Raw genomic sequence first — 24,113 nt, 5'->3', positions numbered from 1 at the left:
ATTCGGTTAATTTAAGGATAATATTCGACCTATGAAAAATAAATCTGCTCAATCTAAAGCATGGAAAACTGTACAAATCGCACGTCATCCTGACCGCCCACAGTTTTTAGACTATGCAAGTGAACTATTTGATGAGTTTGATACATTGCATGGTGACCGAGTTTTCGGTGATGATGGTGCAATGATTGGTGGTTTAGCACGTTTTAATGGTCAGCCAGTCATGGTGGTTGGTCAGCATCGTGGTCGTACCACTCGCGAGCGTTTAAAACACAACTTTGGTATGTGTAACCCAGAAGGTTATCGTAAATCACAGCGTTTACTTGATCTTGCTGAGCGTTTTAACTTGCCTGTATTTACCTTTATTGACACCATGGGTGCTTATCCTGGTGTGGGTGCAGAAGAACGTGGTCAAGCAGAAGCGATTGCAACGAGTCTTGCCCAGCTTTCTCGCCTAAAAGTGCCAGTGATTGCGACTGTACTTGGTGAAGGCGGTTCAGGTGGTGCTTTAGGAATTGGGGTTGCTGACCGTGTGATCATGTTGTCACATAGTATTTATTCAGTGATTTCACCTGAAGGTTGTGCGTCTATTTTGTGGAAAACTGCTGAGAAAGCTGAACAAGCTAGTGAAGCGTTGGCATTGACTGCTGACAAATTACAAAAAATTGGCATTGTGGAACACATTGTTGATGAAGGCGAGGGCGCGCATTTAAATCCTGACCAAGTCATGGAAAACTTACGTGAAGTGCTCACTCAGACCTTGGCAGAATTACAACCGATGGATGCTGAAGCACGATGCGAAGCACGTTATCAACGTTTAATGAAATTTGGAAGCAGCAACTTAGGTTTAGCATCTTAAGAGATGCTGAGCAGTATTTCTCTCAGCAGAGCTTTCTAATTGGATGTAGCGGCGGCATGGATTCCATGCTGTTGCTATATTTGATGCACTCACTCTTTCCTCAGCGTGTTCGCGCCATTTATATTGATCATCAATTACAAGCACCGAGTCAAACTTGGGGTGTAATGGTCGAAGATTTTTGTCACCAGTTTAATATTCCCTGTCTTGTTCAGGCTGTCGAAGTTGCTTCTGGTAACCTTGAACAGCAAGCACGTCATGCGCGTTATGCTGCCTTTTTACAACATAAACAGACACATGAAATATTGGTTCTGGCACATCATCAGCAAGATCAGGCAGAAACAGTGCTTTTGCGGTTATTGTCGGGAGCAGGTGTGGGTGGTCTGGCAGCGATGCGCGCTATAGATGTGCGTGAAGATTTCACCATATGGCGACCTTTACTGGATATTTCTCGTGAACAGATTGCACAGTGGGTCGGTCAGTTACAGCTTCCTTATATTGATGATCCTACCAATGCTGATCCGCATTATGATCGGGCGTGGTGCCGAACCGAGCTGTGGCAAGTATTACAACAGCGCTTCCCGCAAATGCAGTCGGCTTTGGCTCGTAATGCACAATTAATGCAGGATGCAGAGGATATTTTACAAGAGGTTGTACAGCAAGACTGGCAGCAATGTGGTGATCACACACGTTTAAACTTGGATACCCTGCAACAATTGACACCTGCACGGCAACGACAATTACTGTCTGCATGGATGAAAGGCGAACTGACTTATCGCCCGAGTTTGGATGCTGTACTGCGTTTGCAGCAAGAAGTAATCCAGTCGAGAGCCGATGCGCAAGCTTGCCTGTTTATTAAGCCTTATTATTATGTGCGTTTTCAAAAGCAGATATACCGCTTAACCACGCAGCAGTATTTATGTAAGCAAACCGATGTGATTCCAGCACAGCAATCCATTCGATGGACAAAACAACAGCCTGTTACATTGATTTCAGGTGAATATACTTGTCGTGAGTCGGAGTATGGTCTATCTCCTGAATTGTTAGATACACCGCTTATGCTGTATCCACGTGTAGGGGGAGAAAAGGTTCATTTGTATGGTCGAGTAGGTGCATGGCCACTGAAAAAAGCCTTGCAGGATGCACAAATTTTTCCTTGGTTACGTCATCGGGTGCAAATTTTGGCAAAAGATGATGTTATTCTAGGAGTCTTTACCCCTCAGGGATTTTGGCTTGCACAGTCTTGTTACTGTGAGTATGGTGGATGGCAGCCAAAACTTATCCATGAGTAATAAAAACATTGTCGAGTATGAGCATGAACAGCGCTTTAAATTGCAATATCAGTTTTATCGGTGGCGGAAATATGGCTCAAGCCTTAATTGGCGGGTTAATTTCACGTGGTCTTCCTGAAAATCAGATCCAAGTTGCAGATCCCGTTGAGCAAATTCGTTTAATCCTGCAAGAAAAAAATATTGCGGTATTTACTGATAATGCTAAAGCAATTGAAAATGCAGATGTGGTCGTGCTTGCAGTGAAACCACAGGTTTTAGCAGATGTTTTAAAACCATTAAAGGGTCTGTTTGAAGGTAAGTTAATTATTTCTATTGTTGCAGGCGTGACGATTGAGATCATTGCAGCTTTGACTGGAACGCAGCGTATTGTGCGGGTCATGCCAAATACTCCAGCGCTGGTACAAACAGGCGCGCATGGTATGTATGCTGATGCTTCGGTGAGTCAAGAAGATCGTAATTTGACGGGTAAAATCTTAGCAGCAACAGGACTAGGGCTTTGGGTAAATACTGAAGCACAAATCGATGCTGTAACCGCAGTATCTGGCTCAGGCCCTGCATATTTTTTCTATTTGATGGAAAGTATGATTCGCGCTGGCAAGAATATGGGGCTAGATGAAAAAGTCGCTGCTGCGTTGACTTTACAAACGGCTTTGGGTGCTGCACAAATGGCTATCAGCAGTGATAAGACGCCTGCTGAACTGCGTAAAAATGTGACATCACCAAATGGTACAACCCAAGCTGCTCTTGAAGTGTTTGATCGTGCACAGGTTTCACAAAGTATACAGACAGCATTGGCTGCTGCTCAAAAACGTAGTCAGGAATTGGCTCAAGAATTAAGTGACAGTATCAAATAAATTGAAAGGTAGGAAAAGTAGCCGATGGGAATGACTTCGACGCTATTTGGTATTTTGATGAATGTCGCAATTTTGCTGGTGTTCTTAAGATTCTTAATGCAATTAGCGATGGTAAATCCATATAACCCTGTAGTTTTATCTACCATTAAAGCCACTAAAATTGTAGATATTTTTAGCTCGATTTTTCCGACATTGGCAAAAGGACGGGTCAATCTCGCTGCTTTGGTTTTGTTGGTGATGATTTATTTGTTAAAAATCGTGGGCGTGGCATATTTGTCGGGTGTTATGCCGCATGGCGCAGTTCATCTGATTATTTTAACTTTTGTGACGATGATTCAGGACTTAATTACGTTTTGTCGTTATCTGATTTTTGCTACGATTATATTGGGGTGGGTGGTATTATTTACTCAGTCAAACTCTCCGTATATTGAAGTTGTTCAAGAACTTGCAGAACCTTTGCTTGCGCCGTTTCGCCGCATTTTACCGAATATGGGGATGATTGATTTATCCCCGATTCTGGCATTTTTAGCATTATATATCGCTGAAGCACTTATGAATGAAGTGGCCCGAGTATTGCTCATAGGACTGTAACAACGACATCTAAAATAAAAAACCAGCATGATTGCTGGTTTTTTATTGTGTGTGATACATCAGACTTGATCGTTAACATTCACATCTTTGGTTTCACGAATAAATAAAAATGCCAGTAGAGAGAGGATTGCTGCCGCAGATAAGTAATAACCTACAGTGGCTAAGCCATAATTTTTTGCCAGTTCGGTGGCGATGAGCGGAGCAAAAGAAGCGCCCAAAATACCCGCCAAATTAAAGGTGAGGGCTGAGCCTGTATAGCGCACTGAAATTGGAAATTGTTCAGATAACACTGTTCCAATTGGGCCATAGGTCAGACCCATAATACTTAAGCCGATACATAAGAATATAAACACAGCAAACAGGCTGCCCGAGGCAAGCAGCGGTGCAAAGAAAATTCCAAAAACTGCAGCAATTGCACAAACCAAAATAGACGTGGTTTTACGTCCAAATTTTTCAGCAAGTACCGCAGACAGAGGAATTGTTCCTGCAAAACATAAGGTTGCAACCAACTGGAGTTCAAGGAACTGATTGCGAGTATAACCTAGTTCAGTAGTTCCCCATTGCAATGCAAAAACAGTGGTGAGATAAAACACGACAAAGGTACAAATTGCAGCAACCGTACCTAAGCAGAGTGACTTGAAATGTTTGGTAAACACATCTTTTACAGGAATATTGACTTCTTTTTGCTTGTCTAAAACCTTCTGGAAGGCAGGGGTTTCTTGTAGTTTGAGTCGAATATATAAACCCATAAAAACAAGAACAGCACTAGAAACAAAAGGAATCCGCCAACCCCATTGCATGAACTCCGCATTCGACATGCAGGCACTGAGTAGTAAAAATGCGCCAGTTGCTAAAATAAACCCGACGGGCGCACCAAGTTGAGGAAACATGCCATACCAGGCGCGTTTACCTTCAGGTGCATTTTCAGTGGCAAGTAAAACTGCGCCGCTCCATTCACCGCCTAGTCCTAAGCCTTGCCCTAAACGACACATAGCCAGTAATAGAGGGGCAACTAAGCCAATTTGTGCATAAGTGGGTAATAACCCGATGCTGATGGTGGAGATGCCCATCGTCAGTAAGGCAGCAACCAATGTGGCTTTACGCCCAATACGATCACCCAAATGCCCAAATAATGCTGCACCAATCGGGCGAGCAATAAATGCAATCGCAAAAGTGGCTAAAGATTGAATGCGGGCAACGCTTTCGTCACCACTCGGGAAGAAAAGATGTGGGAAAATAATTACTGCGGCAGTTGCATAGATATAAAAATCAAAAAATTCAATGGTTGTACCCACTAAACTGGCTAACAATACGCGAGTTTTTGAGTTTACGGGTACAGCCTGTGCTTCTGCTGTTGTAGATGTCGATGACGCCATAATTCAACCTTTACTTAAAAACAGACATGGTTAACAGCGTAATCTTTTTAAAAAAATACCTAATTTTTTAAAAAAATACGAAAGACACCACACTTTTAAGCAGGGTTACTACAACTAAAAGATGGGTGTTAAGAAAAAGCGTATAGATAGACTGCCAGGAAATGTGATCCTGCGCCAATCAGTACAAAAATATGCCAAATAACATGGGTATATCTTACCTTTTTTAGGGCATAAAACAATGCACCCACCGTATATGCTAACCCGCCAGTAATCAGGAGCATTAAGCAGCCATGGGGTAAATAACGCTGCATATCATCCATCATCAATACGGCAAACCAGCCCATCAGCAAGTATGCAATCAGTGAAACCTTATTAAAACGATGTGCCATGCAAAGCTTAAATACCGTGCCAATGGCAGCAATTGCCCATAAGGCAATCAATAAATAGTGTGCTTTGGTAGTGGGAATACTTAAATATAAAAAAGGCGTGTATGTCCCTGCGATTAGATAATAAATCGCGGTGTGATCCAGTTTTTTGTACCAGTGACGTTTGGTTTCAGTTTTTGCCCAGTGGTAAAGCGTTGAACATGCCAACATTAAAATCAGGCTGAATGCATAAACCCATAAACTGAACCATTTATCCATACTGAGAAAAGCGCTTTTATAAAGTAATAAAGCACTGGCGAGGATAGCAATCACTACACCAACCCCATGAGTTAAGACATTGAGACGCTCTTCTGAGGGGGCGTAATTGGTGACATTTGACATTATTTTAATAGTAACCTAATTAAAAATACACTTGTATATTAATTCAGTTTTGCATTTAAGGTAAGAACAATTAGAATGGATTTGTAAATTTCTTTAGGTTGTGATTATGTCCACACTGACTCAGCGTTCTGAACAGGAACAACAATGGCTTGCCGAGTTGCAGGCAGCTTTAACCGATCATCATTTTCAGCGTTTAGTATTGAGTCAGTACCAAGGTGAGATCGCGGATCTTGAAAAGATCAGTTTTCGCATCATCGAAATTCAACAGCAGCCTAAACTCTGTGCGGTTTATCAATATAAAACCCAAGACGTCACTAAAAATTATGATTTTACTGAGGCTTATACATGTATCTCTGAATTGCTTAGCAGCTGTAAGCAAGCCAATCTGTTTGTTGAGAGCGAAGAGTTACAACTCAAACGTACCAAGAAAAAAGTGATTTTGACACGTAGTCAAAAGCAAAACACCTCGATCACCCAGCAAGCGCATAATCGTGAAAAACAGCGTTATATTTTACAGGAACAGGCATATTTGCAGGATTTGGGAATTACTGATTATAAAGCCCAACTTGTGCCAAGTATGGCAAGAAAGTGGAAGCAAATTAATAAATTTATTGAAATTTTTTCCAATGCGATTGAGCAGATTACCCCAGAAGATCGGGCATTGCATGTGGTGGATTTTGGTTCGGGGAAAGGTTATCTGACTTTTGCCATGTATGACTATTTGCAGCAGCAAGGTTTACAACCCAAAATTACAGGTGTGGAACTGCGTGATAATTTGGTCGAGTTTTGTCAAAAAGTTGCAGATAAAAACCAATTTAGCCAACTCGAATTTTTTCAGGGCGATGTCCGCAGTTACCAGCCTGAGCATCTCGATGTGATGATTGCATTGCATGCCTGTGATATTGCCACTGATTTTGCTATTCATTGTGGGATTCGTCTGAATGCTTCGGTGATTATGTGCGCGCCATGTTGTCATAAAGAGTTGCGCCCACAACTGAAAAGCCCTGAAGTACTGAAACCGATGTTGCACTATGGTATTCATCAGGCACAGCAGGCAGAAATGCTGACCGATACTATTCGGGCGTTGCTGCTTGAAGCTTATGGTTATGAAACCAAAGTCTTTGAGTTTGTGTCTTTAGAACATACCAGTAAAAATAAAATGATTTTGGCGGTACGCCGTAAATCGGTGAGCGTACCTGATCCTAAAATCATGGCACAGATCGAAGCTTTGAAGCAGATGTACGGCATTGGGCAGCATAGCTTGCAGCGATTACTGGAAAATGAATTGGTTGATCAGGATCGGGCAGGCTGTCGCTGCTAAGCTCGCAGCAGCTGTTGCCAGTCCTGTATGGCGCGATAACCCGCTTCAACACCGACCTGATAGCTATAACGTAAACGCTTCGGGTCTTGGCATAGGCGATTTGCCATGTATTTGTGTTCGGGTGGGTTAATCTCCAGAATTTTAAGCGTTTGTGGTTTGCGTAAAAATTCGACGGACTGATTGTAGTGTTCGCCCCGTTGTTTCAGGCTTTGGGCAAAACCATGATGCTGCACGAAACGAGAAAGTAAAGCATCTGTTTTTCGACCTTGTTTGGCATAGTGTCGAGGTCTGGTGCGAATTACCATCAAGGCATCCATTTGGGGTTGTTGCGCTGCCCACTGCACAGGTAGAGCATCGGCAACACCACCATCAAAAAATGGCTGTTGCTGTACCCAAACGGGTTGTCGTGTAATAAATGGAATAGAACTTGAAGCCCTTAAACTGTCGAGTAGTGTCTCGGGTTGGGCGCGCTGATAATGTGCCTGACCTGTATGGGCATGTGTCAGTACAATATAAAATTCGGGATGATTTTTGAATAATGTAGCAAGATCCAAAGGATTTTCTTGTTCCAGTACATCCCACATCCATTTGACATCCATCAGGTCACCACCTTTGAAAAAGCGTTTAAGCTGAATGAATTCTGGGCGTAAAGTCTGATCCAAAAAGATATCTAAGTTACGTCCTTTTTGCTGAGCGAGATAACTTGCTAGAGTTGTCGAGCCTGATGAAACGCCGACATATAAGTGAAAAGGATTGAATTGTTCTGTCAGAAAGGCATCAACTACACCTGTACTGAAAGCTGCTCGCATCCCGCCACCTTCCACCACCAAGGCGCTAGATTGAATAGCATGATTCATATCGTTTTGATCTGTTTGGTCAAAATCGTATTATGCAATAGATTGGATTTTTATGGTTTTATCGCGTGTGATATGGAGAGTCATTCTTGAAGGTAAAAATAATCTCAGGTATTTAACCTGAGATTATTCAAGTGCTTATATTTATAGTGAGCCGTGTAATTGGCGGTATAGACCTGGGGTAACGCCAGTCCACTTTTTGAAAGCACGGTGGAAGGTACTGGTTTCACTAAAACCGACCTGCTGTGCGACATCTTCCAGAGTGAGATTGGGTTGCAACAGTAAATGAATCGCGGCATCGCGTCGTAAAGCATCTTTAACACCCTGATAGCTTTTACCTTCAGAGGCAAGGCGACGACGTAAGGTTTGTGGTGAAAGGTAAAGCATTGAAGCCACGTCATTTAATGTTGGCATTTCTTCGCCAATATGACTTTTCAGCACATCACGAATACGCGAAGTCAACGAGTTAATATTTTTAAACTTCACTAAAAGCTGTGCAGGGGCAACTTTTAAGAATTCTTCCAGCGTTTCTTCATTTTGGCGAATCGGTAAGTCGAGATAATCGGCGGCAAAAGTGATTTCGGTACGCGGTGTATCAAACTGCATGAGTGGTGCAAAGAATAATGCATCGTATTCATCAGCTTGCTCTGGGCGCGGGTATTCGAAATTGACCCGTTCCAAGGAAATGCGACGATCAATTAACCATGATGCTAAGCCATGCCAAATCATCAGCATGCTTTCCGTCATAAAGTGGTCTGGGTCGAGCTCTCTTGGAATTAGCGGGACTAGGCGCGCTTCGTGTTTATCGCGTTCAATCGCAATAAACCAGTCATCACGAAATAAACGGTAAAACTGTTCTGATAGTTCTAAAGCTTGACCTAAAGTTTTTGCATGAATGATTAACTGACACATCATGGCAAAAGTGCCTAAACGGCGCGGCTCCGTGGAAAAACCAGCGTGTTCGTCTTGGGTCACCATCCATAACATTTGAATAAAACGTGTGTACTGTTCGGGTGAAACACGAGCTTTAGGTTGTTTGAGTAATTCAGCTTCGATGCCGACATGTGAAAGGAGGGTTTCGACATCCATGCCCAGTCTTTTCACACCAGTCAAAGCTGCATTCACGAAATGGATACTAATCGTGTCGCGGCTGACATTGATTCCTTCAATCGCTTTGATATTCACAAATAATTGACCTAAATGAAGATAAAAAATTATTAAGGCAATTTGCATTGTCTGTAAAGGGAAATTTATTTTAATTGCTGCAAACTGGTGCTGACATGGCGGAATATGACATTGTTTTTATCAAAAGTTGCACACTTGGTGATTCGGTTTGAAATAAATGTCCTGTATAAAATATTAAAAACTTGAGTATAAGAATTGGTATTTTTTAAACAAATGGATTTGCACCAAATTTGTGCTTAATTTTAACGCAGACATTTTTTGAAAAAATTTAAAAAATCATAATCAAAAAATAAGCAGTTGATTTTTATTAATCTTTAAAAATAATTAATTTTTTTAAGTATTTAAAAATAAAATATAGTTTTGCCATTCTGGTTGCCTGACTGAGATAACAAAACACTCAACATTTATTACAAAAATAATAGTATCCTACGCGTTTCGATCAACAACATAGAGTTTTCAATGTTGCGTAGATTTGCTTTTATCTCTCAAGTATCCATGTGTTCTGTCATGGTTTCCCTTGCTGCTCAGTCACATGCGGCTGATGCATTTAGTACCGAAAGCCCATATATGTTGGGTGATTGGAACGGGCAACGGGCAGCCTTAAAGGAACAAGGATACGACTTCTCTTTTGGTTATACAGGAGAGTTGGCTAATGTGCTTGATTCAAAAAATACATCAAGCCATGGCACTGAATATTCAGGTCAGGTGAGCTTAGGCGCTCATTTGGATTTGAACAAAGTCTTGGGTTGGCAAGATACAGAAGCTCAAGTGACTGTGACTGAACGTCATGGGCGTAATTTGAGTAATACCTCGGATGCTTTGAATGGGCAGTTAAGCTCGGTTCAGGAAGTTTGGGGACGTGGACAAACTTGGCGTTTAACCGATTTCTGGATCAAACGAAAATTCCTTGATCAAAAGTTAGATGTCAAAGTCGGACGTTTTGGTGAAGCTGAAGAATTTAACAGTTTTAACTGTGATTTCCAGAACCTTGCACTCTGTGGCTCGCAAATGGGTAACTGGGCAGGTGACCAGTGGTATAACTGGCCAGTGAGTCAATGGGCTGTCCGCGTGAAATACCAGTTACAACCCAACCTGTTTGCACAAGTGGGCGCATTTGAAGTGAACCCTGAAAACCTTGAACGGAGTAAGGGTTTTAACCTCAGTACAGATGGTTCAAAAGGCGCATTAATTCCTGTGGAATTGGTTTGGCAGCCAAAATTGACTGCTGCACAGTTACCAGGTGAATACCGTTTGGGCTATTTCTATAGCACAGCAGATGCCAGCAAATTGAATTCACAAGCACAAGACATTGCCAACACTTCAGCACATAAACAGGGTGGTTGGGTGTCTGTGAAGCAGCAATTAACCGCACATCAGGGCGATGTAAACCGTGGTTTGACTGCTTGGGCGAACTTTACCTTCTTTGATGATGCAACCAATGCTGTGACCAACATGCAAAACTTGGCGATCAGTTATAACGGCTTATTCGATGCTCGTCCGCAAGATGAAATTGCAGTGGGCGTTGGACGTATTCATAAAAGTGCCCAAGGTTACAGCAGTGAATATGATGCCGAATTGTACTATGGCATTCATGCAACCAACTGGTTAACTGTGCGACCAAACATCCAATATGTTCGCCATGTGGGTGCTTTGAAAGACGGTAACAATGCTTGGGTTGGTGGTATCAAATTCGTCACAGCCTTCTAATCTGACAGAACGTTCAAATCCTTATTGCACTGCATGTGCCTATTTTTGTGCAAAATATAAACAAAACTGGGCTTTTCTCTCACAATGCAGTGTGTTCTTGTTAAATGAAAATCATTATTTCATATCAAGTAAAAGCCTAGGGCTTTTGCTTTGGTAGTGATTTAACCAAAATATCGAGGTGTGTTTATGACTCAACCCTCACAACGCTCAGGGTTTCAAACTTTGATGGCAATTGCGATTGCGCTGATTGGTTTGATTCTACTGGCTGGCGGTGCTTATGCCGCATTCTTAGGCGCTTCTTTTTATTATGTGATTGCGGGAATTTTATTACTCATTTCTGCAATTTTACTCTTACGTAATTCTGCGGTTTCCTTATTGGTTTATGCAGCGCTTATGCTTTCCACCATTATTTGGGGGCTTTGGGAAGTTGGTTCGGACTTCTGGGCATTAGTTCCTCGTTATGACATCTTGGGTGTAATTGGAATTTTACTGTTGTTACCTGCGGCAACGCGAGGTATTCAACAACCTGTTAAACCAAGCCGTATTGCCTTGGGTTCAACTCTCGTTATTGCCATTTTAGTAATGGTGTATTCGATCTTCAATGATCCGCAAGAAATCAACGGCACGATTACCAACCAACAGCCTGCAAAAGCACAGGCAGTTTCAGGTGTTGCTGAAAGTGACTGGCCAGCTTATGGTCGTACTCAAGGTGGCGTGCGTTATTCTCCACTGACTCAAATCAATGATAAAACCGTCAAAGATTTGAAAGTGGCATGGACATACCGTACTGGTGACTTGAAAACGGGCAATGACTCGGGTGAAACTACCAATCAGGTGACGCCAATCAAGATTGGCGACAACATGTACATGTGTACCACGCACCAGTTCCTGATTGCACTTGATCCAGCAACAGGCAAGCAAAAATGGCGCTTCGATCCGAAACTACAAACCAATCCAAGCTTCCAGCATTTAACTTGTCGTGGCGTGTCATATTTTGATGCCAACAATACCCAAGGTTTTGCAGCAAGTTTGCAGCATAAAACTTCAAGTTCAGCGCAATGTCCACGTAAAGTCTTCTTGCCAGTCAACGATGGTCGTTTGATTGCGATCAATGCGGATAACGGTCAACGCTGTACTGACTTTGGTCAAAATGGTGAAGTCAATCTGCAAGCCAATATGCCATATGCTTATGCAGGTGGTTACAACCCAACTTCTCCACCAGTGGTGACAGGTACAACCGTGATTATTGCGGGTTCTGTAACGGACAACTACTCCAACAAAGAGCCTTCGGGTGTAATTCGTGGTTACGATGTCAACACAGGTAAACTGTTGTGGGCGTTTGATACTGGCGCGCAAGATCCAAATGCTTTACCGGGTCAGAACACAAACTTTGTCAACAACTCGCCAAATGCGTGGGCACCACTGGCATATGATGCCAAACTGGATATTGTCTATATTCCAACAGGTGTAGGTACGCCTGATATTTGGGGTGGTGACCGTAATGAGTTGAAAGAGCGTTATGCCAACTCAATGCTGGCGGTGAATGCAACCACAGGTAAACTGATCTGGCATTTCCAAACCACACATCATGATTTGTGGGATATGGATGTACCATCTCAGCCATCACTTGCCGATGTCAAAACTAAAGATGGTCAGACTGTTCCAGCGATTTATGTATTGACAAAAACAGGTAATGTATTTGTTTTGGATCGCCGTACAGGTCAAGCCATTGTGCCAATTCATGAACGTGCTGTGCCGCAAACGGTTGAGCATGGTCCACAAACTCAAGGTGAACGTTATTCTGCAACCCAACCATTCTCTGATCTGGATTTGGCACCACAAGGCAAATTGACTGATAAAGATATGTGGGGCGCAACCATGTTTGACCAGTTGATGTGTCGTATTGAGTTCAAGAAACTGAATTACAATGGTATTTATACGCCACCGTCAGTCAACGGCACATTGGTATTCCCAGGTAACTTGGGTGTGTTTGAATGGGGTGGCATGTCTGTCAACCAAGACCGTCAGGTTGCAGTCATGAACCCGATCGGGTTGCCATTTATCAGTCGTCTGATTCCTGAAAACCCAAACCGTAAAGAAACTGCTAAAGGTGCAGGGACTGAGCAGGGTATTCAGCCAATGTACGGTGTACCGTATGGTGTGGAAATTAAACCATTCTTGTCACCAGTAGGCTTGCCATGTAAACAGCCTTCATGGGGTTATGTTGCAGGCGTGGATTTAAATACCCATCAAGTGGTTTGGAAAAAACGTATCGGTACGATTCGTGACAGCTTGCCGAAATTATTCCAATTGCCAGCACTCAAAATTGGTGTGCCTGGTTTGGGTGGTTCGATTTCAACTGCGGGTAATGTCATGTTCGTTGCAGCAACTCAAGACAACTATATCCGTGCTTACAATGTCAGTAACGGAGATAAACTTTGGGAAGCGCGTTTGCCAGCAGGTGGACAGGCAACGCCAATGACTTATGAAATCAACGGTAAACAGTATCTTGTGATTATGGCAGGTGGTCATGGTTCATTTGGTACCAAGATGGGCGATTATCTGGTGGCTTATGCCTTGCCAGATGCCAAATAATCTCAGCTATAAATAACTGTAAAAAATGCTCACTTCGGTGGGCATTTTTTATGCATGAATGTATTTCTTAATAAAAGTAGGGGAAAAGTAGGCGAAGTGTGCGAGTTAAATTTGTTAAAAAATAGATGAACTTTAAATAAGTATATTTTTATATTTATCAGAGTCTTATTTAAATTTGATCTTGGTGATCAGATCAAGAGCACTAATTTTACTCTTTAGTCGTATTAGTGCTGGGTCATAACAGAAGGATGTAATAAATGGCTTATGCTACAGTCAATCCATATACGGGTGAAACTTTAAAAACTTTTCCAACTGCAAGCAAGGAAGAAGTGCTTGAAGCGATTGATCAAGCCTACAACACTTTTTTAAGTTGGAAAGAAACCAGTTTTGAACAACGTGCTGCAATCTTAAATAAAGCAGCCAGTATTTTGCGCAATGAAACCGATAAATATGCACAATACTTAACTTTGGAAATGGGTAAGCTATTTACTGAAGCAAAGCTTGAAACCATCTTGTCGGCTGAAATCTTAGAATATTATGCCAAGCATGCTGAAAAACTCTTGGCACCAGAAAAACTCCCAACTGATGCGCAAGGTGTTGAAGCGACACTGTACCATGAACCACAAGGCGTATTGCTTGCAGTGGAGCCTTGGAATTTTCCGTTCTATCAAATTGCACGTATCATTGCGCCACAACTATCGGCAGGCAACACTATCCTGTTAAAACATGCATCAAATGTTCCGCAAAGTGCCAATGTGTTTGAAGAATTGATGCTTGAAGCGGGTCTGCCACAAGGTGCATTTAAAAACTTATATCTTGCACATGAACATACTGCTGTGATTCTCAATGATCGCCGTGTCTGTGGTGTCGCATTGACAGGTTCTGAAGCAGCAGGCGCGATTGTGGCTGCGGAAGCAGGTAAGGCACTGAAAAAATCAACTTTAGAGTTGGGTGGCGCAGATGCTTTTGTGGTACTTGAAGATGCTGATCTACAAAAAACTGTGGACTGGGCAGTGATGGGGCGTCACTGGAATGCAGGTCAGGTCTGTGTTTCATCTAAACGCCTGATTGTGGTTGATGCAATTTATGACCAATTCTTGGCATTGTATAAAGAAGGTGTGGCAAAACTTAAAGCAGGCGATCCGATGGATCCTGAAACCACGCTTGCGCCATTGTCTTCACAAAAAGCAGCAGATGATTTGAAAAAACAAGTCGAAAAAGCTATTGAAGCAGGTGCTGAAGTTGAAGTAATTGGTGCACCAGTGCCAGAGCAGGGTGCTTTCTTTCAGCCACTTCTCATGACCAACTTGCATGAAAATAACGAAGCACGCCATTGGGAGTTCTTTGGTCCAGTAACGCAGCTCTACCGTGCTAAAGATGAAGCCGATGCAATTCGTATCGCGAATGATACGCCATTTGGCTTGGGTGGTTCGGTGTTTACCCAAGATCATGCACGTGGTGTTGAAGTTGCAAAACAAATCTATACGGGCATGGTGTTCATTAACCATCCGACCATGGTGAAAGCGGATTTGCCATTTGGTGGGGTTGCACACTCGGGCTATGGTCGTGAACTGATCGGTTTAGGCATTAAAGAGTTTGTGAATCATAAACTTGTTGGTGTAGCAGATATTGATGCACCATTCTAAACAGCACTGAAATACAGGTTTTAAAAAAAGCTGATCTCGATTGAGGTCAGCTTTTTTATTGCAGAAAGCTCTTTATCAGTAAAACCGTTATTAAATATGTAAAAAAAGCATTTTGTTGATGAATTAAAGCCCTTTATGCTATGGCAGTTAAATTGAACTTACTAGCTGAACGCCATGTATTTATATACTGATTTCGATCAGCAACTGGTGAATGAACGAGTTGCACAATTCCGTGATCAAACAGAACGTTATCTCGCGGGAAAATTGACCGAAGACGAATACCGCCCATTACGTCTACAAAATGGTTTATATGTACAGCGTTATGCGCCAATGTTACGTATTGCCGTGCCATATGGCTTAATGAATTCAAAGCAATTGCGTAAAATTGCAGATATTTCTAAAGAATATGACCGTGGTTATGCTCACGTATCGACACGCCAAAATATTCAGTTGAACTGGCCAGCGCTTGAAGATGTGCCAGATATTTTAACTGAATTGGCAACGGTGCAAATGCATGCCATTCAAACTTCAGGAAACTGTATTCGTAACACAACAACTGACCAATATGCGGGTGTTGTGGCAGGGGAAATCGCTGACCCGCGTCCAACCTGTGAATTGATTCGTCAGTGGAGCACATTCCACCCTGAATTTGCATTCTTGCCACGTAAGTTCAAAATTGCAGTGTCTGCACTTGAAGAAAAAGACCGTGCTGCAACGTCATTCCACGATATTGGTGTCTATATCGTGAAAAATGAAGCAGGTGAAATCGGCTATAAAATCAAAGTCGGTGGTGGTTTAGGTCGTACGCCAGTGATTGGTAGTGTGATTCGTGAATTTTTGCCACGTGAAGATTTGATTGCTTATTTGGATGCCGTGTTACGTGTTTATAACCTGCATGGTCGCCGTGACAACAAATACAAAGCGCGTATCAAAATCTTGGTGAAAGCCATGACGCCTGAAGTCTTCGCTGAAAAAGTTGAAGCTGAATTTGCACATACGCGTGAGCCACTGAAAATTCAACCAGAATTCTTGGCGAAAATGGATGCGGTATTTACTCCATTTGCCTATCAGGATTTGCCTGACGAAGATTTCTCTGAATTGTTTGCGCAATATCCAAAATTCAAACAATGGTTTAATGTCAACACCAACGCACATAAAGTTAAAGGCTATCGCATTGTGACGATTAGCTTAAAACGTGCAGGTATTGCACCTGGGGATATGACTACGGAAGAAATGCATTTTATTGCAGATCTTGCAGACAAATACACCTTTGGTGAGTTGCGTACCACACATGAGCAAAACATTTCTCTAGCTGATGTGCCGCAAAAAGATGTATTTGCATTATGGCAAGCACTGGAAAATGCCAACATGGCACGCGCACATATTGGTTTTATTACCGATATTATCTGCTGTCCAGGCGGTGATTTCTGTTCATTGGCAAATGCGAAATCAATTCCAATTTCTGAAGCGATTACTCGTCGTTTCGAAGACTTAGATACTGTATATAACTTGGGTCATTTAGACTTAAATATCTCAGGTTGTATGAATGCCTGTGGTCATCACCACGTGGGTAACATCGGTATTTTAGGTGTAGATAAAAAAGGCGCAGAGTTCTACCAAATCACTTTAGGCGGTAACTCAGACCACGATGCTTCAATTGGCGACATCTTAGGGCCTTCTTTTGCCGCAGATGTTGTGCCAGATGTTGTTGAAGAAATTCTGAATACTTACCTTGACTTACGTCAAGATGGTGAAGAGTTTATCGAAACTTACCGCCGTGTGGGGATTCAACCGTTTAAGGAGCGTGCATATGCTTAATTTAGCCTTACCTGTGCTATTTAAAGATGGCACGATTCAAGACAATACTTATCAGGCGGTTGCTGAAGATGGCACAGTGCCACAAGGCGATGTGGTTTTGACTACCACTCAGCTTGAACAATTGAGCCAAGTACAAGGTAAAAAAGCTTTGTATATTACAGTCAATGACTCGCCTGAAACACATCACTACCCGTTAGAGCAGCTTGATAGCATTTTTATTGAGTTTGCAGGTTTTAATGATGGTCGTGGTTATTCATTTGCAGCGTTACTACGCCGTCAAGGCTATCAGGGTGAATTACGCGCTGTAGGCGATATCTTCAAAGACGTTTTAAACTACTTAAAACGTTCTGGCTTTGACAGCTTTGTGGTCAAAGAAGGTAAAGATATTCAAGAAGCTGCGGCAGGTTTGCAAGACTTTACCAACCCGTACCAAATTTCAACAGCAGTTCCACAAGCAGGTTATCAAACTGGCGCTTAACTGCTGAAGTAAAAAAAAGCTGGATTCGTTCCAGCTTTTTTTATGTCTAAATTTTCAGATGAAAAAATGGATGGAGTGTTGATCATAAGAAAAACAATTTGTTTGCAACCCAATCTAGCAACTCAGAGGTGTTTCATGCCGAACACTTCCCATCATATTGAGAATGATTTTACGGTGAGGTGCATCATATTGGCTACAGTAATAAAAGCTGCCCATGGAGCCTCTAGGCAAGCCAGTATTTCCTTGAAAGACTACACTAGGTGAACCTAAACTACCTTGCCAGCGCAGATTGCCATAGCGAAGCTGCATCGGGTAAGTATTTAGCAATTTTTCATGAGTTTCTCTGCTACGATTTTGATTTAAATCGAGAAAGGAGATTGATCCAGTTGCCCAAGCATTGTAGCTGCAACTTTTAAAATCTTCACTGGCGCAAACCACAACATTATTATGATATAAAACCGCATGTTGTTTGGCCTGTTGTAAGTGTAGACTTAATTGAACAGGAATAAGTTGGGATTCGTGCTTTGCTTTGGTATGATGATAAAAAGGCATGACTATCATGGATAGGAGAACTAAAATAATGATTGCAATTATTAATTCTAATATGCTAAATCCACCTTTTATAACTTTCATTTGATCGCTTCCATTGTAATTTTTAATAGTAAAAAGTATGTTTTTTATGCATTTATTTTTATTTTTTAATCTAATGTGTAAAAAATTTATGCGCCAATATGAATTAAATTTGATAAAATTTTACTAAATTACAACGGAAATTGTAAGGAAATTTGTCAATAATTCGTTCTTAGATTTGGGTTATTGACTGACAATCAGTCAATAGAAGTACAAGATTGGCTTAAATAATAATCGAGATATTTAAAATCTTGATCAATGAATAAAAATTTTAGGCTGAGCTTAAAATAATTGTTTTTCTCTGGAGGATATCCATGAAATTAAGTCGTATCGCTGTTGCTACATTGCTTGCAGCATCTCCATTTGTTGCAGCAAATGCTGGTGTAACAGTTACTCCATTGTTACTTGGTTATACATTCCAAGGTACTGAACATAATAACGGAAATGATCACCTTCTTGATTCAAAAGCGGGTCAAGGTGAAGCACAAGACGATTTAGCAGTAGGTGCAGCGCTTGGTGTTGAATTAACACCATGGTTAAGCTTCGAAGCTGAATACCTTCAAGTGAAAGGCGATGTGAAGGGTGGTGTAGCCAACGCTCAAGGTGCTGAATACAAGCAAAAACAAATCAACGGTAACTTTATTGCGACCTCTGATTTGATCACTAAAAACTACGACAGCAAAATCAAGCCATACGTATTGTTAGGTGCTGGTCATTATGACTATGATTTTAGTGGTGTAAACCGTGCAAATCGCCATAACTCAGAAGCTGGTACTTTGGGTAACGTGGGTGCGGGTGTATTCTGGCGTTTAAATGATGCATTGTCTCTACGTACAGAAGCACGTGCAACATACAACATTGATGAAGATTTCTGGAACTATACAGCGCTTGCTGGTTTGAACGTAGTGATCGGTGGTCACTTGAAACCTGCTGCACCTGTAACAGAAGTACAACCTGTGACTCCGCCGCCAGTAGTTCAACCACAACCACAGCCACAAGAGTTGACAGAAGACTTGAACATGGAACTTCGCGTGTTCTTTGATACCAACAAGTCAAACATCAAACCACAATACAAACCTGAAATTGCAAAAGTTGCAGAGAAACTTTCTGAGTATCCAAATGCAACAGCGCGTATTGAAGGTCACACAGACAACACAGGTCCACGTAAGTTAAACGAACGTTTATCATTGGCACGTGCGAACTCTGTTAAATCAGCACTTGTACATGAATATAATGTTGATCCATCACGTTTGACTACCCAAGGTTTTGCATGGGATCAACCGATTGCTGACAACAACACGAAAGAAGGTCGTGCAATGAACCGTCGTGTATTTGCTGCGATTACAGGTAGCCGTACAGTGATTGCTCAACCGACAGCACCAGCAGCTCAATAAGTTGAGTTGAGGTGAAAAGAAAGCGGCTCATAAGAGCCGCTTTTTTGTCATTGGTATTTTAATAAGTGAGCCATGATTAATGGACTAAAAAGAATAGCGTAAATAATGATGTTATTAAAAACTAAAATAAACTGATTATTTTTTAAATATAACCAAAAATTATACTTGTTTATATGACTATTACTGTTGAACTATATACTTGTTTATATGCTGGGTTATTTGATTATTAGTATAAATTATTATATTTATTGATATTTTTTTATGAGCGATATTTTTTTGTAACTACATTATATAAATTTCAAAAGTTTAATTTGTAAATTGAATGCAAATCAGAATAAAACAATATTTGAGTAAATTGGCTTAATCTAAAAAAAGATGACCCTAGTCATGCTATTAAAGTTTAAATTTTCTGAATGAGCTTGTATTATACAGACTCGAAACTTTAAAAGACTGAGATGTAAGAATATCTCAGAAAGTAAATAATTTAGGTCATACCTAAAATAATTGTTTTTCTCTGGAGGATATCCATGAAATTAAGTCGTATCGCTGTTGCTACATTGCTTGCAGCATCTCCATTTGTTGCAGCAAATGCTGGTGTAACAGTTACTCCATTGTTACTTGGTTATACATTCCAAGGTACTGAACATAATAACGGAAATGATCACCTTCTTGATTCAAAAGCGGGTCAAGGTGAAGCACAAGACGATTTAGCAGTAGGTGCAGCGCTTGGTGTTGAATTAACACCATGGTTAAGCTTCGAAGCTGAATACCTTCAAGTGAAAGGCGATGTGAAGGGTGGTGTAGCCAACGCTCAAGGTGCTGAATACAAGCAAAAACAAATCAACGGTAACTTTATTGCGACCTCTGATTTGATCACTAAAAACTACGACAGCAAAATCAAGCCATACGTATTGTTAGGTGCTGGTCATTATGACTATGATTTTAGTGGTGTAAACCGTGCAAATCGCCATAACTCAGAAGCTGGTACTTTGGGTAACGTGGGTGCGGGTGTATTCTGGCGTTTAAATGATGCATTGTCTCTACGTACAGAAGCACGTGCAACATACAACATTGATGAAGATTTCTGGAACTATACAGCGCTTGCTGGTTTGAACGTAGTGATCGGTGGTCACTTGAAACCTGCTGCACCTGTAACAGAAGTACAACCTGTGACTCCGCCGCCAGTAGTTCAACCACAACCACAGCCACAAGAGTTGACAGAAGACTTGAACATGGAACTTCGCGTGTTCTTTGATACCAACAAGTCAAACATCAAACCACAATACAAACCTGAAATTGCAAAAGTTGCAGAGAAACTTTCTGAGTATCCAAATGCAACAGCGCGTATTGAAGGTCACACAGACAACACAGGTCCACGTAAGTTAAACGAACGTTTATCATTGGCACGTGCGAACTCTGTTAAATCAGCACTTGTACATGAATACAATGTTGATCCATCACGTTTGACTACTCAAGGTTTTGCGTGGGATCAACCGATTGCTGACAACAACACGAAAGAAGGTCGTGCAATGAACCGTCGTGTATTTGCTGCGATTACAGGTAGCCGTACAGTGATTGCTCAACCGACAGCACCAGCAGCTCAATAATTTGAGTTGAAGTGAAAAGAAAGCGGCTCAAATGAGCCGCTTTTTTTATAGCCAATACTTTGCTTTCAGTTCATACTTCATGGCTTTTCGCATTCGGCGATGCTGTGCTTTGGGCTTTTCACTTTCATGGATTCCACCTTTATGTAAAAGGGGAGAAAGTGCAACAGGGTTACGTGCTTTAATTTTGGGCATGGTTTTCAGTTTCATTGATTTAGCCTTTAATACATAAAATCTGTTTCAAGGTGTGGACAACATCTATCAAATCACTTTGATAAGCAATCACCTGATCAATGTCCTTATAAGCACCTGGAGTTTCATCAATCACGCCGCTGTCTTTACGACATTCGATGCCTTGAGTTTGCTGAATCAAGTCTTGCTGACTAAACAAAAGTTTGGCTTTGCTTCGACTCATTTTACGACCTGCACCATGTGAGCAGGAGCAAAAGGATTCAGGGTTACCTTTGCCTCGGACAATATAAGAACGTGCTCCCATTGAACCTGGAATAATACCAAGCTCATCTTCACCTGCGCGAATGGCACCTTTACGCGTCACAAAGACATTTTCACCAAAGTGGGTTTCTTGACTCACATAATTGTGATGGCAGTTAATCGCTTCTTTGGTCATCTGAAATGATGGCAAAATCGGGCGAATGGCTTCTAAAATCAGCCGCATCATTTCGCGTCGGTTTTCATAGGCATAGTTTTGTGCCCATTCCACCGCTTCCACGTAGTCATTAAAACTATTGGAACCTTGCGCAAAATAGCTCAGATCTTTGTCAGGTACATGCCCAAAGCGCTGTTGAGCTTCTTTCTTTGCCAATTCAATAAAATACGTGCCAATCATATTACCTAAACCACGACTACCCGAATGTAGCATGACCCAGACATCCTGATTTTCGTCTAGACACAGTTCTATAAAATGATTGCCACCACCGAGTGTCCCGAGTTGTTTTTGCCAAGTGGTGTCAAACTGGCGCAGCATGCGAACCAAGCCAGGGTGCTTGGTAATGATTGGCTGTAAGCGTTTTTCCAGTGGCGTTAAACTTGATACTTTGGCCTTGACCTGCTTGTGCATGGCAAAACCTACGGGCACTTTACGTTCAATGGCATGGCGTAAAGGCGACAGATTATCAGGCAGTTGATGTGCTTTTAAACTTAGGCGAATTGCGTTCATGCCACAGCCAATATCCACGCCAACAGCAGCAGGAATAATCGCCTGTTTGGTTGGAATGACGCTACCAACAGTTGCTCCCTTGCCGACATGTACATCGGGCATGACTGCAATATGCGAATGAATAAATTGCAGTTGTGCCATTTTGCTGAGCTGTTCGATACTTTCATCATCGATGTCTTGGGTGAAAATCTTCACAGGCACACCATAGTGCCCCTCAGCATTTAAAATTTTTTGAATGCTCATTTGGTTTTTCTCAAATTATTGTTGTTTTGTCCGAATATCAGGCATAAAAAAACCTAGCGAATGCTAGGTTCTATGCATTCGGGCAGATGAGATTTGTACACCTGTCCGTGAGACGACATCGTGCCAAATCAGTTATGTTGTAAGCTCGCTAGTACTGGCATGATGTCCTCCTCAAAATCTATCCTTAGTGGATAGTGCCGAAATTCAATATCGGCGAAATAATAAACTTAAAAAATCAAACGTCAAGACCATCATAACTCATCATCTCGCATTGGCTTCACATCCATTTCGTTGTAAGGGATGAGCTTGGTCTTATAAATCCACTTATAACTTAGCCATACAGCTAAAAACAGCGGGAGGGTAATATAAGTCGCAAGCAGGCTTAACCAGTCAATTTTTGCACCCAGTAACGCCTGATAATTTTGCCCTAAGATAATGATTGAACACAAAATAAAGGCAAACCATGGTGCAAATGGGAAGAATTTTGCACGATAAGCTAAGTCCTTAATTTTATAACCTTGAGCCACATAACCTTTACGGAAACGATAATGCGAAATTGCAATCCCTAGCCAGACAATAAAGCCACACATCCCCGACATATTGAGTAACCAGTTATAGATTTCCTGTTTACCCATAAAACTCGTGAGGAGTGATAATGCTGCAATCGCAGTGGTTGCATACAATGCGCGCATTGGTACACCACGTTTATCGAGCTTTGCAAACCAGCGTGGAGCACTGCCTTCTTCTGCCATATCCCACAACATACGGGTAGATGAGTACATTCCCGAGTTACCCGCAGATAAAATCGCAGTTAGAATCACTGCATTCATTAGACCTGCAGCAAAAGCAAAACCTGCTTTTTCATACAGTAGGGTAAATGGAGACAGGGCAATATTGTTGCTACTTGCTGCCTGAATCAGGCGTGGATCGTCATAACTGACTAATGTTCCGATAATGAAAATACAGACGATATAAAACAGCAGAATACGCCAGAATATCTGTTTGATTGCCAGTGGAATGGTTTTATGCGGATCTTTAGATTCACCCGCAGCAACCCCAACCATTTCAGTGCCTTGGAATGAAAAACCTGCAATCATGGCAACTCCGACCATGGCTTGAAAACCACCAACAAATGGTGCGTCTTTATGTGTCCAGTTGGCGAAAGGTAGGGCATTCGGGGTCAGCATAATTTTTAAAATGGTCGCGAAACCAATAAAAATAAAAATAATGATGGCAATGACTTTGACCAGAGAAAATACAAATTCACTCTCACCAAAAGTTCTGACCGACATGGCATTAATCGTGAAAATCACAATTAAAAACAGCAAGCTCCACCAGAAACCTGGAATTTCAGGGAACCAGAATGCCATGATCCACTGGGCTGCAACCAGTTCAAATGCGACAGTAATCGCCCAGTTGTACCAGTAGTTCCAGCCCAGTGCAAAACCAAAACCTTCTTCAACATATTTGTTGCCGTAAGTAAAAAATGCACCTGAAGTTGGATTGTGAGTTGCTAGTTCGCCAAGGCTGGTCATTAAGAAATAAATCATAATCCCGATCAGGACATAGGCAAGTAACGCGCCGCCTGGTCCTGCAGTACTGATGGTCGAGCCTGAAGCTAAAAATAGCCCTGTTCCAATAGAACCACCAATTGCAATCATATTCAGATGGCGAGCACTTAACTTACGCTTTAAGTGCGCATGTTCATTCATTTCGCTCATCTAGTTT

20 protein-coding genes are annotated in these 24,113 nt (G+C 41.7%); 12 read left to right on the top strand and 8 right to left on the bottom strand.

Features of this window, described 5'->3' with window-relative positions:
* Positions 1-31 precede the first annotated feature (31 nt).
* The 4 genes from ACX1N5_RS10205 to ACX1N5_RS10190 are packed head-to-tail and all read left to right on the top strand — an operon-like array spanning position 32 to position 3,590.
* Positions 32-856, top strand: coding sequence for an acetyl-CoA carboxylase carboxyltransferase subunit alpha (locus ACX1N5_RS10205; protein WP_004753643.1), 825 nt, complete (start codon positions 32-34; stop codon positions 854-856).
* Positions 793-2,145, top strand: coding sequence for a tRNA lysidine(34) synthetase TilS (gene tilS / locus ACX1N5_RS10200; RefSeq protein WP_458801904.1), 1,353 nt, complete (start codon positions 793-795; stop codon positions 2,143-2,145). The genes ACX1N5_RS10205 and tilS overlap by 64 nt, the downstream gene beginning before the upstream one ends.
* A gap of 17 nt (positions 2,146-2,162) precedes the next feature.
* Positions 2,163-2,999, top strand: a complete 837-nt coding sequence (proC, locus tag ACX1N5_RS10195; protein ID WP_171458129.1) for a pyrroline-5-carboxylate reductase — start codon at positions 2,163-2,165, stop codon at positions 2,997-2,999.
* Positions 3,000-3,023: 24 nt separating this feature from the next.
* Positions 3,024-3,590 carry a YggT family protein gene (locus ACX1N5_RS10190; protein WP_004903481.1) on the top strand — a complete coding sequence of 189 codons (567 nt, stop codon included), beginning with the start codon at positions 3,024-3,026 and terminating at the stop codon, positions 3,588-3,590.
* 59 nt (positions 3,591-3,649) lie between these two features.
* Here ACX1N5_RS10190 and ACX1N5_RS10185 read toward each other — a convergent pair whose 3' ends face one another.
* Together ACX1N5_RS10185 and trhA are read right to left on the bottom strand one after the other, a co-directional pair.
* Positions 3,650-4,966, bottom strand: coding sequence for an MFS transporter (locus tag ACX1N5_RS10185; RefSeq protein WP_458801907.1), 1,317 nt, complete (start codon positions 4,964-4,966; stop codon positions 3,650-3,652).
* Between the two features lie 128 nt (positions 4,967-5,094).
* The gene (gene trhA, locus ACX1N5_RS10180; protein ID WP_458801909.1) at positions 5,095-5,733 is read right to left on the bottom strand and encodes a PAQR family membrane homeostasis protein TrhA; all 639 of its coding nucleotides are present in this window, start codon (positions 5,731-5,733) and stop codon (positions 5,095-5,097) included.
* Between the two features lie 106 nt (positions 5,734-5,839).
* On the opposite strand from trhA, the gene ACX1N5_RS10175 reads away from it, so the two are divergent.
* Positions 5,840-7,054, top strand: a complete 1,215-nt coding sequence (locus tag ACX1N5_RS10175) for a class I SAM-dependent methyltransferase (RefSeq protein ID WP_458801911.1) — start codon at positions 5,840-5,842, stop codon at positions 7,052-7,054.
* Here ACX1N5_RS10175 and ACX1N5_RS10170 read toward each other — a convergent pair.
* Positions 7,051-7,911 (bottom strand): patatin-like phospholipase family protein, encoded by an 861-nt coding sequence (locus ACX1N5_RS10170; protein WP_458801912.1) that lies wholly within the window; start codon positions 7,909-7,911, stop codon positions 7,051-7,053. The genes ACX1N5_RS10175 and ACX1N5_RS10170 overlap by 4 nt on opposite strands.
* Before the next feature lie 141 nt (positions 7,912-8,052).
* A complete protein-coding gene (locus tag ACX1N5_RS10165) occupies positions 8,053-9,069 on the bottom strand; it encodes an AraC family transcriptional regulator (protein WP_416201885.1) in 1,017 nt (338 codons plus the stop codon).
* 483 nt (positions 9,070-9,552) lie between these two features.
* Between ACX1N5_RS10165 and ACX1N5_RS10160 the strand changes: the two genes are divergently transcribed.
* The 5 genes from ACX1N5_RS10160 (at position 9,553) to ACX1N5_RS10140 (ending at position 17,337) form a co-directional block, all read left to right on the top strand.
* Entirely contained in the window at positions 9,553-10,800 is a 1,248-nt protein-coding gene (locus ACX1N5_RS10160; RefSeq protein WP_458801914.1) for a carbohydrate porin, read from the top strand.
* Positions 10,801-10,986: 186 nt separating this feature from the next.
* Complete coding sequence (locus ACX1N5_RS10155; protein ID WP_458801916.1) at positions 10,987-13,395, top strand: glucose/quinate/shikimate family membrane-bound PQQ-dependent dehydrogenase; 2,409 nt, start codon at positions 10,987-10,989, stop codon at positions 13,393-13,395.
* A 257-nt stretch (positions 13,396-13,652) separates the two neighbouring features.
* The gene (locus ACX1N5_RS10150) at positions 13,653-15,041 is read left to right on the top strand and encodes an NAD-dependent succinate-semialdehyde dehydrogenase (RefSeq protein ID WP_045794219.1); all 1,389 of its coding nucleotides are present in this window, start codon (positions 13,653-13,655) and stop codon (positions 15,039-15,041) included.
* A 174-nt stretch (positions 15,042-15,215) separates the two neighbouring features.
* Positions 15,216-16,859, top strand: a complete 1,644-nt coding sequence (locus ACX1N5_RS10145; protein ID WP_458801918.1) for a nitrite/sulfite reductase — start codon at positions 15,216-15,218, stop codon at positions 16,857-16,859.
* Positions 16,852-17,337, top strand: a complete 486-nt coding sequence (locus ACX1N5_RS10140; protein ID WP_131379072.1) for a DUF934 domain-containing protein — start codon at positions 16,852-16,854, stop codon at positions 17,335-17,337. The genes ACX1N5_RS10145 and ACX1N5_RS10140 overlap by 8 nt, the downstream gene beginning before the upstream one ends.
* A gap of 114 nt (positions 17,338-17,451) precedes the next feature.
* On the opposite strand, the gene ACX1N5_RS10135 is transcribed toward ACX1N5_RS10140, so the two are convergent.
* Positions 17,452-17,970 carry a GspH/FimT family protein gene (locus ACX1N5_RS10135; RefSeq protein WP_131379071.1) on the bottom strand — a complete coding sequence of 173 codons (519 nt, stop codon included), beginning with the start codon at positions 17,968-17,970 and terminating at the stop codon, positions 17,452-17,454.
* 311 nt (positions 17,971-18,281) lie between these two features.
* Here ACX1N5_RS10135 and omp38 (ACX1N5_RS10130) point away from each other — a divergent pair, with 311 nt between their 5' ends.
* Positions 18,282-19,361: an outer membrane protein Omp38 gene (gene omp38 / locus ACX1N5_RS10130; RefSeq protein WP_131379070.1), complete on the top strand. Its 1,080-nt coding sequence runs from the start codon at positions 18,282-18,284 to the stop codon at positions 19,359-19,361.
* 527 nt (positions 19,362-19,888) lie between these two features.
* Complete coding sequence (gene omp38, locus ACX1N5_RS10125) at positions 19,889-20,968, top strand: outer membrane protein Omp38 (RefSeq protein ID WP_131379070.1); 1,080 nt, start codon at positions 19,889-19,891, stop codon at positions 20,966-20,968.
* A 45-nt stretch (positions 20,969-21,013) separates the two neighbouring features.
* On the opposite strand, the gene ACX1N5_RS10120 is transcribed toward omp38 (ACX1N5_RS10125), so the two are convergent.
* The 3 genes from ACX1N5_RS10120 to ACX1N5_RS10110 all read right to left on the bottom strand — a co-directional run bounded on the left by ACX1N5_RS10120 (position 21,014) and on the right by ACX1N5_RS10110 (position 24,106).
* Positions 21,014-21,175: a hypothetical protein gene (locus ACX1N5_RS10120; protein WP_458801920.1), complete on the bottom strand. Its 162-nt coding sequence runs from the start codon at positions 21,173-21,175 to the stop codon at positions 21,014-21,016.
* 4 nt (positions 21,176-21,179) lie between these two features.
* Positions 21,180-22,385 carry an RtcB family protein gene (locus ACX1N5_RS10115; RefSeq protein WP_458801922.1) on the bottom strand — a complete coding sequence of 402 codons (1,206 nt, stop codon included), beginning with the start codon at positions 22,383-22,385 and terminating at the stop codon, positions 21,180-21,182.
* Positions 22,386-22,636: 251 nt separating this feature from the next.
* A complete protein-coding gene (locus tag ACX1N5_RS10110; protein WP_004753606.1) occupies positions 22,637-24,106 on the bottom strand; it encodes an amino acid permease in 1,470 nt (489 codons plus the stop codon).
* Positions 24,107-24,113: the final 7 nt, after the last annotated feature.

The sequence above is a fragment of the Acinetobacter sp. ANC 4636 genome, assembly GCF_054454555.1.
Note: the sequence above shows the minus strand (reverse complement) of the source record. Positions and strands in the feature narration are given on the sequence as shown.

Bases quoted from the DNA above. Each gene is read 5' to 3' on its own strand.
- ACX1N5_RS10205 (WP_004753643.1), top strand. From the start codon at position 32: ATGAAAAATAAATCTGCTCAATCTAAAGCATGGAAAACTGTACAAATC.
- tilS (WP_458801904.1), top strand. From the start codon at position 793: ATGCGAAGCACGTTATCAACGTTTAATGAAATTTGGAAGCAGCAACTT.
- proC (WP_171458129.1), top strand. From the start codon at position 2,163: ATGAGCATGAACAGCGCTTTAAATTGCAATATCAGTTTTATCGGTGGC.
- ACX1N5_RS10190 (WP_004903481.1), top strand. From the start codon at position 3,024: ATGGGAATGACTTCGACGCTATTTGGTATTTTGATGAATGTCGCAATT.
- ACX1N5_RS10185 (WP_458801907.1), bottom strand. From the start codon at position 4,966: ATGGCGTCATCGACATCTACAACAGCAGAAGCACAGGCTGTACCCGTA.
- trhA (WP_458801909.1), bottom strand. From the start codon at position 5,733: ATGTCAAATGTCACCAATTACGCCCCCTCAGAAGAGCGTCTCAATGTC.
- ACX1N5_RS10175 (WP_458801911.1), top strand. From the start codon at position 5,840: ATGTCCACACTGACTCAGCGTTCTGAACAGGAACAACAATGGCTTGCC.
- ACX1N5_RS10170 (WP_458801912.1), bottom strand. From the start codon at position 7,911: ATGAATCATGCTATTCAATCTAGCGCCTTGGTGGTGGAAGGTGGCGGG.
- ACX1N5_RS10160 (WP_458801914.1), top strand. From the start codon at position 9,553: ATGTTGCGTAGATTTGCTTTTATCTCTCAAGTATCCATGTGTTCTGTC.
- ACX1N5_RS10155 (WP_458801916.1), top strand. From the start codon at position 10,987: ATGACTCAACCCTCACAACGCTCAGGGTTTCAAACTTTGATGGCAATT.
- ACX1N5_RS10150 (WP_045794219.1), top strand. From the start codon at position 13,653: ATGGCTTATGCTACAGTCAATCCATATACGGGTGAAACTTTAAAAACT.
- ACX1N5_RS10145 (WP_458801918.1), top strand. From the start codon at position 15,216: ATGTATTTATATACTGATTTCGATCAGCAACTGGTGAATGAACGAGTT.
- ACX1N5_RS10140 (WP_131379072.1), top strand. From the start codon at position 16,852: ATGCTTAATTTAGCCTTACCTGTGCTATTTAAAGATGGCACGATTCAA.
- ACX1N5_RS10135 (WP_131379071.1), bottom strand. From the start codon at position 17,970: ATGAAAGTTATAAAAGGTGGATTTAGCATATTAGAATTAATAATTGCA.
- omp38 (WP_131379070.1), top strand. From the start codon at position 18,282: ATGAAATTAAGTCGTATCGCTGTTGCTACATTGCTTGCAGCATCTCCA.
- omp38 (WP_131379070.1), top strand. From the start codon at position 19,889: ATGAAATTAAGTCGTATCGCTGTTGCTACATTGCTTGCAGCATCTCCA.
- ACX1N5_RS10120 (WP_458801920.1), bottom strand. From the start codon at position 21,175: ATGAAACTGAAAACCATGCCCAAAATTAAAGCACGTAACCCTGTTGCA.
- ACX1N5_RS10115 (WP_458801922.1), bottom strand. From the start codon at position 22,385: ATGAGCATTCAAAAAATTTTAAATGCTGAGGGGCACTATGGTGTGCCT.
- ACX1N5_RS10110 (WP_004753606.1), bottom strand. From the start codon at position 24,106: ATGAGCGAAATGAATGAACATGCGCACTTAAAGCGTAAGTTAAGTGCT.